This is a genomic window from Ruegeria sp. AL12 (assembly GCF_056540885.1).
Genome location: NZ_JBQFXN010000001.1, coordinates 1,192,292 through 1,208,741, shown reverse-complemented (window position 1 = coordinate 1,208,741; position 16,450 = coordinate 1,192,292). Strand labels below are relative to the sequence as shown.

General features: G+C 59.3%; 14 protein-coding genes. 2 read left to right on the top strand and 12 right to left on the bottom strand.

Going from position 1 to position 16,450, the window contains the following annotated elements; translation table 11 throughout:
- Positions 1-58 precede the first annotated feature (58 nt).
- The 11 genes from ACR0C6_RS06085 to ACR0C6_RS06035 form a co-directional block, all read right to left on the bottom strand.
- Positions 59-3,196, bottom strand: a complete 3,138-nt coding sequence (locus tag ACR0C6_RS06085; RefSeq protein ID WP_480444893.1) for an efflux RND transporter permease subunit — start codon at positions 3,194-3,196, stop codon at positions 59-61.
- Positions 3,197-3,199: 3 nt separating this feature from the next.
- A complete protein-coding gene (locus tag ACR0C6_RS06080; protein ID WP_171116571.1) occupies positions 3,200-4,300 on the bottom strand; it encodes an efflux RND transporter periplasmic adaptor subunit in 1,101 nt (366 codons plus the stop codon).
- 302 nt (positions 4,301-4,602) lie between these two features.
- Positions 4,603-6,435: a methionine--tRNA ligase gene (locus ACR0C6_RS06075; RefSeq protein ID WP_480618664.1), complete on the bottom strand. Its 1,833-nt coding sequence runs from the start codon at positions 6,433-6,435 to the stop codon at positions 4,603-4,605.
- Between the two features lie 288 nt (positions 6,436-6,723).
- On the bottom strand, positions 6,724-7,944 hold the full coding sequence (locus ACR0C6_RS06070) for an MFS transporter (RefSeq protein WP_171231784.1): 1,221 nt from the start codon (positions 7,942-7,944) through the stop codon (positions 6,724-6,726).
- An 80-nt stretch (positions 7,945-8,024) separates the two neighbouring features.
- The gene (locus ACR0C6_RS06065; RefSeq protein WP_480444896.1) at positions 8,025-8,621 is read right to left on the bottom strand and encodes a YceI family protein; all 597 of its coding nucleotides are present in this window, start codon (positions 8,619-8,621) and stop codon (positions 8,025-8,027) included.
- A complete protein-coding gene (locus ACR0C6_RS06060) occupies positions 8,618-9,832 on the bottom strand; it encodes an MFS transporter (protein WP_480444897.1) in 1,215 nt (404 codons plus the stop codon). The genes ACR0C6_RS06065 and ACR0C6_RS06060 overlap by 4 nt, the downstream gene beginning before the upstream one ends.
- A 62-nt stretch (positions 9,833-9,894) precedes the next feature.
- Complete coding sequence (locus ACR0C6_RS06055) at positions 9,895-10,515, bottom strand: ImuA family protein (RefSeq protein WP_480618663.1); 621 nt, start codon at positions 10,513-10,515, stop codon at positions 9,895-9,897.
- Between the two features lie 48 nt (positions 10,516-10,563).
- Positions 10,564-11,145, bottom strand: a complete 582-nt coding sequence (locus ACR0C6_RS06050; protein ID WP_152457745.1) for a retropepsin-like aspartic protease family protein — start codon at positions 11,143-11,145, stop codon at positions 10,564-10,566.
- Positions 11,146-11,187: 42 nt separating this feature from the next.
- Positions 11,188-11,805, bottom strand: a complete 618-nt coding sequence (locus ACR0C6_RS06045) for a MarC family protein (RefSeq protein ID WP_152457746.1) — start codon at positions 11,803-11,805, stop codon at positions 11,188-11,190.
- Between the two features lie 2 nt (positions 11,806-11,807).
- Complete coding sequence (locus ACR0C6_RS06040; RefSeq protein ID WP_480618662.1) at positions 11,808-12,197, bottom strand: ACT domain-containing protein; 390 nt, start codon at positions 12,195-12,197, stop codon at positions 11,808-11,810.
- Positions 12,194-14,044, bottom strand: coding sequence for an ABC-F family ATP-binding cassette domain-containing protein (locus tag ACR0C6_RS06035; RefSeq protein ID WP_480618661.1), 1,851 nt, complete (start codon positions 14,042-14,044; stop codon positions 12,194-12,196). Before ACR0C6_RS06035 ends, ACR0C6_RS06040 begins: the two co-directional genes overlap by 4 nt.
- Positions 14,045-14,150: 106 nt before the next feature.
- Between ACR0C6_RS06035 and ACR0C6_RS06030 the strand changes: the two genes are divergently transcribed.
- Together ACR0C6_RS06030 and ndk are read left to right on the top strand one after the other, a co-directional pair.
- Positions 14,151-15,353: a multidrug effflux MFS transporter gene (locus ACR0C6_RS06030; protein ID WP_171228882.1), complete on the top strand. Its 1,203-nt coding sequence runs from the start codon at positions 14,151-14,153 to the stop codon at positions 15,351-15,353.
- Between the two features lie 114 nt (positions 15,354-15,467).
- Positions 15,468-15,890, top strand: coding sequence for a nucleoside-diphosphate kinase (gene ndk, locus ACR0C6_RS06025; protein WP_480618660.1), 423 nt, complete (start codon positions 15,468-15,470; stop codon positions 15,888-15,890).
- A 53-nt stretch (positions 15,891-15,943) separates the two neighbouring features.
- On the opposite strand, the gene ACR0C6_RS06020 is transcribed toward ndk, so the two are convergent.
- Positions 15,944-16,291, bottom strand: coding sequence for a TfoX/Sxy family protein (locus tag ACR0C6_RS06020; protein WP_480618659.1), 348 nt, complete (start codon positions 16,289-16,291; stop codon positions 15,944-15,946).
- Positions 16,292-16,450 lie beyond the last annotated feature (159 nt).

The window sequence follows — 16,450 nt, the reverse complement described above, 5'->3', positions numbered from 1 at the left end:
GATTTCTATTAGCGGAACTGCAAAAAAGCCCCATCAGTTCAGATGGGGCTTTCTGTGTTCAGGCGGCTTTTTCCGTAGTGTCGGGGTCGCTCTTGCTGCCCTTCAACCATTCCCGCATGCCTTGCATCAGGGCATAGAGCACGGGCACCACGATCACACCAACAAGTGTTGCGGCCAGCATCCCGCCAAACACCGCGACACCAATCGCCTTCTGGCTGGCGGCTCCGGCTCCGTTCGCGGCCAGCAGGGGGACAACGCCAAGCAGGAAAGACAGTGCAGTCATCATCACAGCGCGGAAACGCTGATACGCAGCCTCTGCGGCGGCCTCTTTGATGGAAAGCCCCTTGGCGCGTTGCTCCATGGCGAACTCGACGATCAGAATACCGTTCTTCGAGGCCAGCCCGACAAGCATGATCATACCGATCTGTGTATAGAGGTTGATGTCACTGCCCACGATGGCCACCGCCGCCACGGCCCCAAACAAGGCTACGACAACGGAAAGCAGGATTGAGACAGGCAAGGTCCAACTTTCGTACTGACCCACCAGGAACAAGTAACCGAACAGTATGGCAAGCCCGAGAATGATGATCACCAGACTGCCCGAAGCCAGCTGCTGCTGTGCCGTCCCTGTCCATTCGAACGCATAGCCCGGGGGCAGGGCGGTCGCGGATTCTTCGGTCATCACGCTGATTGCATCGCCGCTGGACAAGCCGGGTGCAGGGACCGCCGTCACCGTGGCCGACCGGAACAGGTTGTGGCGCTTCAGCAGAACCGGACCCAGCACGTTTTCAACGTCGATCAGTGTCCCCAGCGGCACCATGTCTCCGTTTTGAGAACGGACATAGAGGTTCGCGATATCTTCGACATTGTCCCGATAGGTCCCGTCGGCCTGAATCATCACGCGATAGACACGGCCGAACAGGTTGAAGTCATTGACATAGTAAGATCCCAGCTGTGCCTGCATGGTCTGAAAAATCTCGGCGACCGAGACATTCAGCGTTTTGGCTTTTTCGCGGTCCAGATCAACGAACAGCTGCGGGACGTTGGCGCGGAAGGTCGTATAGGCCTGCCCGATCTCGGGCCTCTGATTGGCCGAATACACGAACGAACCCACGGCCGATGCCAGATCCTGCGGAGTGCCACCGCCGGTTTGCTGAACTTCCATCTCGACACCGGCGGACATACCAAGGCCCTGGATGGGCGGTGGGTTGAAAGCAAGGACCGAAGCCGCTGATTCACCGTTCGCGATCGCTAGCACTTTGGCCAGAATGGCGTCCGCGCTCAGATCGTCTTCCTGCCGTTCGCTCCAGTTTTCGAGGTTGACGAAAATCGCAGCGCCGTTGGTGATCGTGCCGTTCAGCATCGAAAAACCGTTGACCAGAACCGTGCTCGCGACGCCCGGGATTTCACTTATCTGTTCATCCAGACGTGCGGTCACCGCCTCGGTCCGTTCCAATGTTGCGGCATCAGGCAACTGTACATCAACGAACAGATACCCGTTGTCTTCAAGCGGAATGAATCCGGCTGAGGTGTTGGACATGATTGTTCCGGTTCCCATGCCAAGCCCAACCACGATGGCCAGCGCAATGGCCGGAAAAACCAACAGCTTTCGTACAATGGCGACATAGCCGTTGCGTACGGTGCCGATGAAGTTTTCGAACATCGCAAGCACCCCTTTGGGAGGGCCGGACCGGGGACGAAGAACCAAGCCGCACAGGGCAGGCGAAAGGGTCAGTGCGTTGATGGAGGAGATCACGACAGCGGTCGAAATCGTAATGGCAAATTGGGAATACAGCCGCCCCGAGATGCCGGGCATGAACGTGACCGGCACGAACACCGCCAGAAGAACCAGTGTTGTCGCGATGACTGGCCCCGTGATCTGGCCCATTGCTTTACGGGTCGCTTCAGCAGGGGGCAACCCTTCATCCGCAATGATGCGCTCCACGTTCTCGACGACGACGATGGCGTCATCCACGACAATACCGATGGCCAGCACCAAGGCGAACAGCGAGATGGTGTTCAGCGACATCCCGAACGCCAGCAGGAAGGCAAAAGTACCGATCAGGGATACCGGGATTGCCACCGCCGGAATGATCGTTGCGCGCCAACTTCCCAGGAACACGAACACGACCGAAATAACCAGAATGAAGGTCAGGATCAGGGTCGAGACCACGTCGTTCAAAGACGCCTCGACAAAGTCGGTCGTATTGAAGGGCACATCATATTCGACATCCGTCGGAAAGGCGCGGGACAGCCGCGCCAATTCCGCCTGCACACGTTCCGAAACCGCCAAAGCGTTTGCACCGGGGGCCTGATAGATGCCGATGACCGTGGCTGGAACCGCCTGAAAATAGCCCGAAGCCGCATAATATTCTGCGCCAAGCTCTACCCGGGCAATGTCTTTGACGCGGACGATGGCACCGGCGTCACCTGTTCGGATCACGATGTCACCGAATTCCTCTGCGGATGTCAGGCGGCCTTTGGATTTAATCGTGTATTGAAACGTCTGCCCTTCGGGAACGGGTGGCGCACCGATCGAACCGGCGGACACTTCGATATTCTGTTCCCGGATTGCATTGATGACATCCCCCGGTGTGATGGACAGCGCCGCCATCTTGTCCGGGTCCATCCAGATCCGCATGGCGTATTCAAGGTTGGTCAGAACATCGGCCTTGCCGACGCCCTGCACCCGCGCCAGCGCATCGCGCAGATTGATCGAGGCATAGTTCGACAGGAACACACTGTCATAGGTCCCATTTGGTGAAGTCAGAGTGACCAGCATCAGCATGTTGGTCGAAGATTTCTGTGTCACCACGCCGGACGAAGTCACTTCGGCTGGCAGCGATGACATGGCCTGCGCCACCCGGTTTTGAACGTTGACCGATGCGATGTCGGGATCTGTGCCGACCTCAAAGGTCACATCCAGCGAATAGGACCCGTTGTCCGATGATCTGGACGTCATGTAGATCATGTCGTCCACACCGTTGACCTGCGCCTCGATCGGCGCGGCAACGGTGTTTTCAACGGTCTCGGCGTTTGCGCCGGTATAGGTGGTCGAGACATTGACCACGGGCGGGGTGATATCGGGAAACTGCGCGACCGGCAGCACCAGGTATCCGATACCGCCCATGATGGTCAGCACCAGCGAAATGACGAGCGCCAGCTTGGGCCGGCTGATAAACAGGGCTGAGAACATCTGTTACTCTCCCGGTTGCTCAGAGGCGACGACTGCGTCAACAGCGACGCCGGGGCGAACCCGTTGCAGGCCCTCGACAATTACGCTTTCGCCTTCGCGCAGCCCGTCCAGCACAATAATCGCGGTTCCAACCGTGTCACCGGTGGTGATGTAACGCTGTTCAACCATCTGCTTGTCGTTGACGACCAGGACAAACTCGCCCCGCTGATCGCGCTGCAAGGCGGCTTGAGGCACCAGAACCTGCAAGGTCGGTTCCAGCGCTTCGATCTGCACATTCACAAAGGCGCCGTCCAGAATCAGCCGGTCCGCATTGTCGAACTGGGCGCGAATGGTAATTGCGCCGGTCAATGGGTCGATACGGTTGTCAACGAATACAATTCTGCCGACTTCATCCATCTCGGTGCCGTTGGGCAGGATGACGTGCACGTTCGGGCTTTGCGGGCTTTCCGCCAGCGATGCCGAGTTTTCACCATAAGTCTGTAAGACTGAGGTGAAGAGCTTTTCGTTCAACGAGAAATTCACATATATGGGCGTCTCGCTGACGATATTGACCAGAGGAGGGTTGTTTGGCCCGACCACATCTCCGACGCTGGTCGTGATCCTGCCGATACGGCCGTCGAATGGCGCATGTATCTGCGTGTAGCTCAGGTCAAGCTCGGCCTGCTGGATCGCAGCATTGGCCGCCTTCACCTCTGCCTCGGCGACCAGTTCGTTGGCGCGGGCAATGTCGCGTTCTGACTCTGGCGTCGCGTCGCGTTTGTAGAGCTCTTCTTTACGCGCCAGATCGACCTTTGCCAGTTCAAGATTTGCTTCGGCCCGGTTCAGATCGGCCTTTCGGGCCTCAAGCGTCGCCTCGTACAGGTCGGGTTCGATGGTGAACAGCAGATCACCTTCTTTGACGGTCGCCCCATCCTCGACCTCGCGGCTGTTGAGAAACCCGTTTACGCGCGCCACGATATCGACCTTGTTGATTGCCTCGGCACGTCCGATGAACGTGGCTTCGTCGGTGATTTCCTCGGTATAGGCCGCCGCTATGGAAACCTTTGGTGGTGCCCCTTCTTCCTGCGCGGTCGCCGGATGCGCCAAACCCAAGGACATCAGCATGAATGCGGCGGCCAAATGCCTGCTGATCTTATTGGGTGAAAGGAATGCTGGGGACATGGCGAAAGCCTCGTTCGATGCAGAAACAAAAGATACCGACCCAGTCGCCACGGCGACGCGAGTCGGAGGAACCTGATCTCAGGATGACTTTTTTGCGCCGATATCTCAAGCGTGATGAGTCCCGCGCCGGTCAGGGCAGAGGTCAAAAGTTCAAGCACTTATGCTGGCTTAGGCCCTGACGCGGCCGCAGGGCCCAAGCAAAAGGGGCCCGAAACGGGCCCCCGGAGTCCATTGTGCCGGACCGATCAGTCGCGGGTTCCCGCGAACCTGTCCTGCCATTCTTCGCGCTGTTCATCCGTTATCTTGGCGAACAGAACGTCTGGCACGGTAAAGTCGTGGCCGGACGGCAAAGCGTTCAGCGCAGCGGCAACATCATCGGGCCAGCTGGTATCCAGCGTGTTCATCGCGCTCAGCATACGGGCCGAGGTGTCGGGGATGAATGGTGCGCTGAGAACGGCGTAAAGCCGGATCAGGTTCAGGCCAAGACGTACCTGCGCGGCGGCCTGCTCGGGGTCTTCTTTGAATGTGGACCACGGAGCTGCGGCCTGTAGATATTCATTTCCGGCAACCCAGATTGCCCGCAGCTCCTGCGCGGATTTGCGAACCTCCATCGCCTCCATATGGCCTTCATAGGCGCGGACGCGTTTGGTGAGCTCTTCGATCAAGGCCTGCTCGCGGGGTCCGAACTGTCCACCTTCGGGCACGGTCTCACCAAATTTCGAGCGGCAGAATTTGGTGATCCGGCTGACAAAGTTGCCCAGAACGTCTGCAAGGTCCTTGTTCACCGATTGCTGGAAGTTCTCCCAGGTGAACTCGCTGTCGCTGCTTTCGGGCGCGTGGCTCAGCAGCCACCAGCGCCAGTAATCGGCAGGCAGAATGTCCAGCGCCTGATCCATGAACACGCCACGGCCCTGGCTGGTCGAAAACTGGCCGCCGTCATAGTTCAGGTAGTTGAACGACTTGATGTAATCCACCAGCTTCCACCGTTCGGGCGATCCGGTCTCTTCATTGTGGGCGTTGGTGCCCAGGATGGTGGCCGGGAAGGACAGCGTATGGAACGGCACGTTGTCCTTGCCCATGAACTGGACATAGCGCACATCATCCGCGCCCTTGTCGGTGCGCCACCAGCGTTCCCAATCCGCATCGGCCCTTCCGTTGGCGTCCGCCCATTCCTTGGCGCAGGCGATGTATTCAATGGGGGCGTCGAACCAGACGTAAAAGACCTTGCCTTCCATCCCCGGCCAATCCTGATCGCCTTTTTTGACCGGCACACCCCAGTCCAGATCGCGGGTGATGCCACGGTCCTGCAAGCCGTCACCGTCATGCAGCCACTTCTTGGCAATTGAGGTTGTTAGTGTTGGCCAATACGGGTTCTCTTTAAATCCCGAAAGATCTTCGGTCTTAGTCCACCCTTCGCCATCGCCTCCCAAATTTTCATTTCGAAATCTGGGAGGAATTTTGCTGTCGATCCACGCATCCAGCTTGTCCTTCATCGCGGATTGACGCAGATACAGGTGCTTGGTCTCGCGCACTTCCAGGTCGGTGGATCCAGAAATGGCCGAGCGCGGCTCGATCAGGTCCGTCGGATCCAACTGTTTGGTGCAGTTTTCGCACTGGTCGCCGCGCGCGCGATCATAGCCGCAATTGGGGCAGGTGCCTTCGATATAGCGGTCAGGCAGAAAGCGACCATCGGCGTTGGAATACACCTGCTTCTCGCTGACTTCGCGGATCAGGCCCGCGTCATCCAGCTTGCCCGCAAAATGCTGGGTCAGGCGCTTGTTCTGGTCGCTGGACGAACGGCCGAAGTGATCGAAGCTGAGGCCAAACCGGTTGGCGATATCGGCCTGAATCGCATACATGTCGGCGCAATACTCCGCCACCGGCTTGCCGGCCTTGGCGGCGGCCAGCTCGGCGGGTGTGCCGTGTTCATCCGTGGCGCACAGGAACATGACCTCGTTCCCCCGGCCACGCTGGTAACGCGCGTACAAATCAGCCGGCAATTGCGAGCCGATCAGATTGCCGAGGTGTTTGATCCCGTTGATATAGGGGATCGCCGAGGTGATGAGAATCCGAGCCATGATCCGTTTCCGCGTAACTGTCTGCGCGCCCGTCTACATGATGTGATCGCCCAGCAAAAGCCCGGCATTGACCTGCTTGTCGATTTAGACCCCGACAGCAACGAAAATCGGGCTGCCGCAACGATCTGGATCGCGTTCCGGGGACATGTCCAAAGCTCTTGGCGCACGCAGAGGGACATCAACGTCTTGAATCCGAGTCGCAGCGCCTCGTCCTTGTTCCGTACCGAACCGACCGAAAAGGCCAGGGCGATCACCAAAGACATTCAGAAAACGGGGGTGCCCAGTTTTTCACTCTTCCCGTGATCGTTTCAGAAGGCGACCAATCGTGAATGAAGTGCGCGGGGCGTAAACATAATTCGTGCGCTCCTCGGGGGTTGGGCGTGACCGCATCCGCGCCAGACCAAACACGATCAGGAAGACATGCCCGAACGCCACGAAGGCAAAAAGGGCACCCGGGCCGAATTGCTGGATCAGGGTCGAGGTTATGTAGGGCGATGCAATTGCCCCCAGGGCAAACCAGAACATCAGGGCCGCCGAGAGTTCCACTCGTTCCTCGGCCGTGGCAAAGTCGTTTGCGTGGGCGGATGAGACCGAGAAGATCGGGAAGGTTGTCAGGCCGAAGAATACGGCCGCCGACATGACGCCGATCGTTCCGGTGCCGCTGGCTGCCATGGTGACGCCGCAGCTGAGTACCGCGGCAGCCGACAGCCAGATCAGCACCCAGCGCCGGTCATATTTATCAGCCAGCCAGCCAACGGGGTATTGAGCAAGCGCACCACCCAATACGAAAGAGGCCAGGAAGAATGCGATCTGATCGACGCCAAGTCCGACCTCTTGCCCGTAAACCGGTCCCACCATTCGGAACGAGGCCGAGCTGAGCGCGGCCACGATCACGCCAGCCACGGCTAAGGGTGAGCTGCGCCAAGCCAGCCCGGGTTTCAGTCGGGGCGCGTCAGGTGTTTTGGGTTGGCTTGCTTTGGTCAGCGTCAGCGGCAGCAGTGACGCACAGCAAAGGATCGCCAGCAGGTTATACGAGACGTAAGAGGCCGGGGGCAGAACGGCGATAATCAACTGGGCGCACAGGGACGCGCCCATATCCGCGATCCGGTACGTTCCCATTGCACGCCCTCGGGTTTCATTGGTGACCTTCGCGTTCAGCCAGGCCTCGATCACCGTGTATGCGCCTGCGACACAGGTGCCCGAGGCCACACGAAGGGCGGCCCAGATATATGGGTTTTCGGTCAGCGTATGTCCGATGAGGCCCATCGCGCCCAACGCGGTGCAAACTGCAAATGCGCGCGAATGACCGACATTGCCCATCAGACGTGGCGCCCACCAGCAGCCGATGAAAAACCCCAGAAAGTGCGAAGACCCCAAAAGACCGATCTGTTCGGTCGTGAAATCCAGCGTGATGCCGGAAATGGCATCGAGTGGCCCAACGCCTCCTGTGGAAAGCTGAAGCAGAATGACCGAAAGAAACAGGGCGGCAAATGAAATGATCGTGCGCATGGTGGTCTCAGATTGGCAGGGTCGCCGCACAATGCGCGCATCAATTCGACTTTAGCGAGTCGTTTTTTGCCGTTCGGCGATCAGGTCGCGCGTATGATCTCGGTGCGGATGTCCAGGCCGACAGTGTCGTCAACCAGGTCAGGATAGCCCGAAGCTCCGAAGTCGTGCCGGTTCAGGGCGCCCTTCAGGCCAATGGTCAGACGGCTCAGATCGTTCACTGCGCTTCCTGCCTGCCGGTACAGATTGGCCTCCAACGTGATCGGGCGGGTCACGCCGCGAACCGTCAGATCACCCGTGATCCGAGCGCCATCTGATATCCGCCCTTCCGCGCCCAATTTTATGTCCGTTGACACAAACCGGATCGTTGGGTGCTGCTTCGCGTCCAAAACGCTGGGGCTGAGCATGGGCATACGGGCAAAGGGCAGCCGCGTTCTGGCTTTGCTGACGTCCAGTGTCACCGTGACCTGGCTGTTCTGTAGCCGACCTGTGTCAATCTGAACATCGGCGGTCCGGATCGGCATCGTCCCTGACTGTATCACCCCCGCAAGATCAAACGTGAACCCGACCCGGGTGCCTTCATCCGACAGGATGTATGGCCGCAATGCGGCTTGTGCCGCCCGGGTCAGGGGCAGGGTTGCCAGCCCGGCTAGCAGGTTGCGGCGGGTCAGAAGGGTCATGCCATGACGCCTTCCCGTGTGGGGCGGGATCTTCTGAGCAGCATCAGAACGATCGCAATGTTCAGACCGTTCCAAAGGATGCCATTCACGAACGCCAGTTGGTAGCTTCCGGTGAGGTCGTATATCCACCCTGACATCCAGCCACCGAGCGCCATGCCAAGAATGGTCATCATCATGACGAACCCGACGCGCGCACCAGCTTCTTGCGGCGGCATGTATTCGCGGACAATCAACGCATAGCTGGGCACGATGCCGCCCTGTGCCAGACCAAAGAGCAGGCTGATGGCGTAAAGCGACACCATTCCATCGTAGGGCAGGAACAGGAACAATGCGATACATTGCAGAAGCGAACCGATCAAAAGCGTCAGGACCCCGCCAAGCCGATCTGCCAACAAACCCGAGATGATCCGGCTGACAACACCACCCAATAACATCAGTGACAGCATCTCGGCCCCGACCGCGGGCCCATATCCCAGCCCGACGCAATAGGAGACGATATGAACCTGTGGCATCGACATGGCGACACAACAACCGATCCCGGCCAAGCCCAGAATATATTGCAGCGCGCGCGGTGATACACCGACACTTCGTGCATTGATTTGGGCGGATGCTGCGGCGGTGCTGTGTGCCTCGACCGGAACCCTGCGGCGTAGCAGCAGCGACAGGGGAATGACGACGACAAGCGTCAGCACGGCGAGCGTCAGATAGACCTGTTGCCATCCATCCCGCGCCAGAATTCCGGACAGCATGGTGGGCCAGATGGCGCCGGACAGGTAATTCCCACTGGCGACCAACGCGACGGCAATGCCGCGCCGTTTCATGAACCAATGTGAGATATCTGCGATCAGCGGGCCAAACCCAATCGATGTGCCCAGCCCCAGCAGGAGATGCGCCGCGGATAGCAACATTATGCTTGGTGCCAGCGTTGCCAGCACATAGCTCAGCGCACTCAAGACGGCTGCTCCGATCAGGGCGCTGGTAACGCCCAGCCGGTCCACCACCTGCCCCAGCCACATGTTGCCCAGGGCAAAGCCGATCATCGCCAGAGTGTACGGCATCGAGGCTTCGGCACGACCGGCTCCGAATTCGGCTTCGACTGCGGGCATGACCACGATCACGGCCCACATGCCCACATTCGCCACTGTTGCAATGGCGAGCGTGATCAGAAGGCGAAGCCAGGAATAGCGGCTGTCATGGATCGGGTGGCTCATGTGGTGACGCTAGGGCGCGGCCCGGGTTTTGACCAGTCACATCTTGCGTGATCCGTGTGGCTTTATGCCGGTGTGTCTTCGGTTTCGATCCGTTCCAGATGCAACCCGGCACGGGCGGCGGTCATGGTGGCCTGCCATGTGACCGGGGGCAGGGCACGGGCGCGGCGGCGTGTCAGAGCCCAGATCCGAGCCTCATCCCGATGGGTGGCCGCCATGTGCCAGCGCGTCTCAACCCCTTGCGCGCCGCCATCTTCGGGTGTCAGCAGCAAACCAAGCGGAGCCCGCCCCATCGCACCCCCCTGTTCGGCGGCCAGATGCATCCGGCGTATCGGCGTGAGCCCCGGTGCGCCGGGCAGGTCGCCGATGATCAGCGGAATGGCCCCGCTGCGCAGCGCCTCCTCCAGGCACCACAGCAGATCTTCGGCACGGGTGGGATGAACAAAAATGAACCGGGCCGGATCGGCAAAGGCCATCATCCCATCGGGGTTCAACTGGCCGGGTTCCCAGGCGGGGGAAATCCACAAGACCGGCCCCTGCGTCTGACCGGCCAGCCACATGGCAAAGCTGCGCCGGGCGGGGCCGCATGCCTCGTGCACGCGGCCCAGTTCCAGGGTGATCTGCGGATGGAGCTTTACCCCCGGCGCCTGACGCGCAGTTTTGTGGCCAAGAAGTTGAGTGGACATGCCGGAATGCTAGCATGTTCTATTTTTGTTCTCAAGCGGTCAGTGCCGTCAACGAGACAGGATCAACTTGCCATTTGCAAATTGGACGCTCGAGAAACGATGCAGATATTCCATCCCCAAAAGCGACTTGTCCAGCTCGCCCTCATTGACCCAGGCCGATACGTTCTGGTCGGTAATGGGGCCTGCGGTCAGGGTGTCAAGCCGCACCGGCGCCGTGCGCACCTCGCCGTTGGCGGTCAGGGCGCGGCCGAAATAGTTCAGTTGGTCGGGATCGATGCCCACACGTTCTGCGTCCCGGGCACTGAGAACGATCTGGCTAGCACCGGTGTCGACAAGAAAGTTGATCGGCTCACCATTCACCAAAACCGGAAGGTAATAATGACCATCATAGGCACGAGGCACCTCGATCGCGTTGCCGGTGACGGTCATCTGCGGGGCAGGGCCAACCGAAGACCGGATGTCTTCCCACAGGCCGATGACGGCGATGACGCCAACAAAAATGAACACCCAGGCCATCACCTGCTGCAACGTCTTGTTCAGGGACTGGCGGTTTTGCGAAACGAACCAGAACGCGACGGCCAGCCCAAGCACGACCAGATAGACCAGTTGTCCGATATCGACGCTGTCCACAGGGTTCACCCCACTCAAGTTGCACGTCACATATATGGGAGTCTAAGACGCAAAACCAAAGGCCTTGAGGCCATCGAGAATGAACTGCACCGACAAGGCCGCAAGCAACATCCCCAGCAGCCGGGTCAACACGTTCAGCCCGGTCTTGCCCAAAACCCGCGCGACCGCGCCAGAGGTCAGATACATCACGAAGACCATTGCCAGCACAACCAGCATCACGCCGATGACAATGGCAAGGCCCTGAATGCCCGGCTGCTGGCCCGCAAGCAGAATCATCGTTGCAATCGATCCGGGGCCTGCAATCAGCGGGATGCCCAAGGGAAAGACGGACGGGTCCGGGTGTTCCTCTTCCTCGGCGCTGCTTTCGCGTCGCTTGGTGCGGCGTTCAAACAGCATATCCAGCGCGGTCAGGAACAGCAGGACACCTCCTGCAACGCGGAACGCTTCCATCGAGATGCCGACAAACCCCAGAAGGGCTTCGCCAAAGGCGGCAAACAGGGCCAGGATGAAGCCCGCCGTCAGGCAGGCCCGAATGGCAATGGACCGGCGCGTGTGCCAGTCCATACCCTGCGTCAGCGCCACGAAGATCGGCGTTTGCGCGGGCGGATCAAGGACCACGAAAAGCGTTGTGAACGCGGTAATCAGAAATGCACTGTCCATTGTTATCTGCTGCTCCGTTGCAGGTCTTGCAGGATACGCAGGGCATCCTGCGAACAACCCGATGGGACATAGACGTGATCGTGGTGATACCCCGCGACCATGTTCGCGGGAATGCCGGCCCGTGCCAGCGCGCTGGAAACGGCGGCGGTCAAACCAACACCTTCCAGCGAGGAATGAACCTGCAACGTGATGCACCGCATCGCGACGGCATCTTGCGGAGCCGCAGCGATCGGGACGACAAGAGACTGCCCTTCGCCCTCGGCGCAGCTGGCCCGCGTGCCCTGTGGCCAGGGTTTGTCTTCTGGCCATACGACAAAGGCAAATTCACCGGGCTGCAAGTCGGGATGCATACCCGCGATCATGGCGTTGGTGTCCGTGATGGGCGTGCTCATGCGGTTTCTGCCTGTTCAAGCCGTTCGGCGGCCGCGACCCACAATGCCTCGGCTTTTTGCATGGCCTCGGTGACTTCGGCGAACTTGCGGTTCCAGGTTTCCAGGTCGTTGATCCTTTCGTCCTCGTACAGCGCCGGATCGGCCAGTTTGGTCGAAAGCTTGTCATGCATTTCCGTCAGCTTTTCGATCCGGTCCTCGCATTTGCGCAGATCCGCACGCAAGGCCAGTATCGTCTCGCGCGGGGGGCGTTTCGATTTGACCGCCCGGGGCTTTTCCCTGACGGGTCTGTCGCGCGCCAGCAGCAGGGACCGATAGGCTTCAAGGTCACCGTTGAAAGGTTTGACCGTACCGTCCGAAACCAGCCAGAGTCGATCCGCGACAAGGCTCAGCAGGTGCATGTCGTGACTGACCAGAACCACCGCGCCGGAATAAGCCGTCAGCGCCTCGACCAGCGCCTCGCGGCTTTCGATGTCAAGGTGGTTGGTCGGCTCGTCAAGGATCAGCATATGGGGCGCGTCGATCGTGGCGAGCAGCAGTGAAAGCCGCGCTTTCTGTCCGCCCGACAGGCGCCCGACCTCGGTTTCCGCCTGATCCGCATTCAACCCGAACCCGGCCAGTCGCGATCGCCACTTGCCCGGCGCTTCGTCAGGGCGCAGACGGCGCAGGTGGTCCAGCGGCGTTTCGTCCACGTAAAGCTCATCCACCTGATGCTGCGCGAAATACCCGATGCGCAGCTTGTTGCTGCGGGTCATCTTGCCCGCCATGAGGGGCAGCCGGTCCGACAGCAGCTTGGACAAGGTCGACTTGCCCTGTCCGTTCTTGCCCAACAGCGCGATACGGTCATCCTGATCGATACGCAGGTTCAGGCGGCGCAGCACTTCGGTTTCGCCATAGCCGGTGACGCCGCCTTCGATCTGGATGATCGGTGGAGACAGTTCCTCGGGTTCCGGAAAGCTGAAGGCGCGCAGGGCGGCCTCTTGCGGGGTCGAGACCAGTTGGATGCGTTCGATCATCTTCAGGCGCGACTGGGCCTGAACGGCCTTCGAGGCCTTGTAGCGGAACCGATCCACAAAGCTTTGCAGATGTGCGATGCGGGCCTTGGCCTTGGCGTTTTCCGATTCCGCCTGTGCCAGCCGTTCCGCACGGCGTTCCGCGAACTTATCGTAGGGCACCGCGTAATAGGTCAGCTTGCGGTCTTCCAGATGCAGGATCGACCCCACGGCGCGGTTCAGAAGGCCGCGGTCGTGGCTGATGATGATCACAGTGTGCGGATATTTGGCCAGATAACTTTCCAGCCATAGCGCGCCTTCGAGGTCCAGATAGTTGGTCGGTTCGTCCAGCAGCAGCAGATCGGGCTGAGAAAACAGCACCGCCGCCAGCGCAACGCGCATCCGCCAGCCGCCCGAGAAATCCGAACAGGGGCGCTGCTGGTCTTCGTTGTCAAAGCCCAACCCCTTGAGGATCGAAGCCGCGCGGGCCTCGGCGGACCAGGCGTCGATATCGGCCAGACGTGTCTGAATTTCAGCGATACGTGTCGGGTCTTCGGCGCTTTCGGCCTCGGCCATCAATGCACTGCGTTCGGTATCGGCGGCCAGGACCGTGTTGATCAGCGAGACGTCAGAAGAGGGCACCTCTTGCGCCACGCCACCGATCCGAGCGCGTTTCGGGACCGAGATATTTCCCGATTCCAAAGCCAACTCGCCCCGGATCAGGTGGAACAGCGTGGTTTTTCCGGTTCCGTTCCGACCGACAAGGCCAACCTTGTGACCATCGGGAATCGTCGCGGTTGCGCCGTCAAACAACGGGCGACCTTCAACGGTATAAGTGATGTCTTCGATCCGTAACATGGGGCGCTCTTAGCAGAGCTGTGTTGCCACCGCCAGCGGCTCGGCATGTTCAATCTATAAGCAATGTGATAGCGCTGTGTCGTTTGCTATTCGGAACGGTTTTCACATGCGCGCGGCCCGGACACCTCCGCACTTGGTCACTCTGATTTTTGCCACGGCACTGTCGGTTTTGTCACTGAACATGTTCCTGCCGTCTTTGGCCCACATGAGTACGGATTTCGGTGTGGATTATGGCTTGGTTAACCTGTCGGTTGCCGGGTATCTGGCGGTCTCAGCCGTGTTGCAGCTGATCATGGGTCCGCTTTCCGATCGTTACGGGCGCAGACCGATACTTTTGATGTGCATCACCATCTTCGTCATCGCCTCAATCGGATGCTCTCTGGCCGAGGCCATTTGGACGTTCCTGGGCTTTCGTCTTTTGCAGGCCGCGGTGGTGGCTGGGTCGGTTCTTTCCAGCGCATCGATCAGAGATCGGTATCCGCCGAACGAGGCTGCAAGCAAACTGGGGTATGTGGCGATGGCCATGGCTTTGGCGCCAATGCTTGGCCCGATGCTGGGTGGGACACTCGACATGCTCTTTGGCTGGCGCTCGGGGTTTGTTCTTTACACTGTGCTGGGGGCAGGGCTGCTGGTTTTGCTTTGGTTCGACATGGGCGAGACCAATACAAACCGCTCTTCAACTTTTACAGCCCAATTGCGCGAGTATCCGGATCTGTTTCGCGCCCGCCGATTCTGGGGCTATGCCTTATGCGCATCGTTTTCGATTGGTGGGTTCTACAGCTTCATCACCGGCGCGCCATTGGTGGCCGCCGCATGGTTTGATCTGAGCCCTGCCATGTTGGGACTTGGGATTGGTATCATAACAGGCGGATTCATGGTCGGTAACTTCGTTACTGGTCGGATCGCGGCACGGACACGTCTGACCACAATGATCCTGATCGGCCGCGTTGTGGCTTCGACCGGGCCATTCTGCGGATTGCTTCTGTTCATCGCCGGGCTTGGGTCAGTCTGGGTATTCTTCGGTTCGGCCATCTGCGTTGGGTTCGGCAATGGACTGACCAATGCAAACGCTTCGGCAGGGGTCATGTCCGTGCGACCCAAACTGGCAGGCAGCGCTGCAGGGTTGTCCGGGGCGATGGTGGTCGGGCTTGGCGCGATCCTGACCTCGATGACGGGTGCGTTTGTCAGCCCTGAAAACGGGCCGTTTCTGGTTCTGGGCATGATGTGGGCCAGCAGTTTTGCAGGTTTGCTTGCAGTGCTTTACGTTCGGCGTCTGGACCGGGTAGACCCTTTGCCGGATACATTCTGAGCGCCAAAGCGGCAGGCAAACCATCATAACACTTTTCATAAGCGAAAGACCGTGGTACGCGGCGCGCGATGGATTTCGGCGCGGACCCGCGCCACATTGTAAGGAGAGGCCGACATGGCACTGGAACGTACATTCTCGATCATCAAACCCGACGCAACGCGTCGCAATCTGACTGGCAAGATCAACGCCAAGTTCGAAGAAGCCGGGCTGCGTATCGTTGCGCAGAAGCGCATCCACATGACCAAGGAACAAGCCGGCAAGTTCTACGAAGTACATGCCGAGCGTCCGTTCTATGACGAACTGTGCGAATTCATGTCGTCGGCTCCTGTCGTTGTTCAGGTTCTGGAAGGCGAAGGTGCCATTTCGAAGAACCGTGAAGTCATGGGGGCAACCAACCCGGCGGACGCAGCACCGGGCACCATCCGCGCGGAATTTGCTGAATCGGTTGGCGAAAACTCGGTCCATGGTTCGGATGCACCGGAAACCGCGGCTGTTGAGATCGCATATTTCTTCTCGGGCATCGAACTGGTCGGCTAAGCCGGTTTTTTGCCGAATGATCGGGCCGCTCTGCCATGAGCGGCCTTTTTTGTTCAGACCTGCTTTAGATCTTTGGGTTCAACCCGAACCCCGATGGCATCCAGATCGGTAACCATCTGGTTTTCCGGCGAGGCGCTGTTGCCGGCCTTGATCGCATCGAAACGCTGTCGCAGCTTCTTTTTCTCTTCACCCTTGCAATCATTCCAGGGGCGTCCCTGAAGCCCCATCACCAAAACATAGTAGCCGATGAAATGTGCTTTGGTACCAGCCCGCAAAAGCCGGGCATAGGCTTCATCCGGTCCCAGCTGTCGCAGGTCTTCAGCCGAGTGGATGCCGGCGCGCGCGCAGGCCTGCTCGAAAGCCGGTCCAAGGTTGCGGATCGAAGAAACTGGATCGCTCATGAGCCTGTCTTAATTGCACCTCTGGGTTCTGTCACCCATGTTTGCGCGTTGGCAAAACATAATGTCTTGCTGTCTTCTGGTGTTTCCGCTCTCATGAAGTCATGCTGCCTCGGCGGTCCGGGTTTCAAAAGCCAAAAGATACCAAACGCGGGTCGGTCC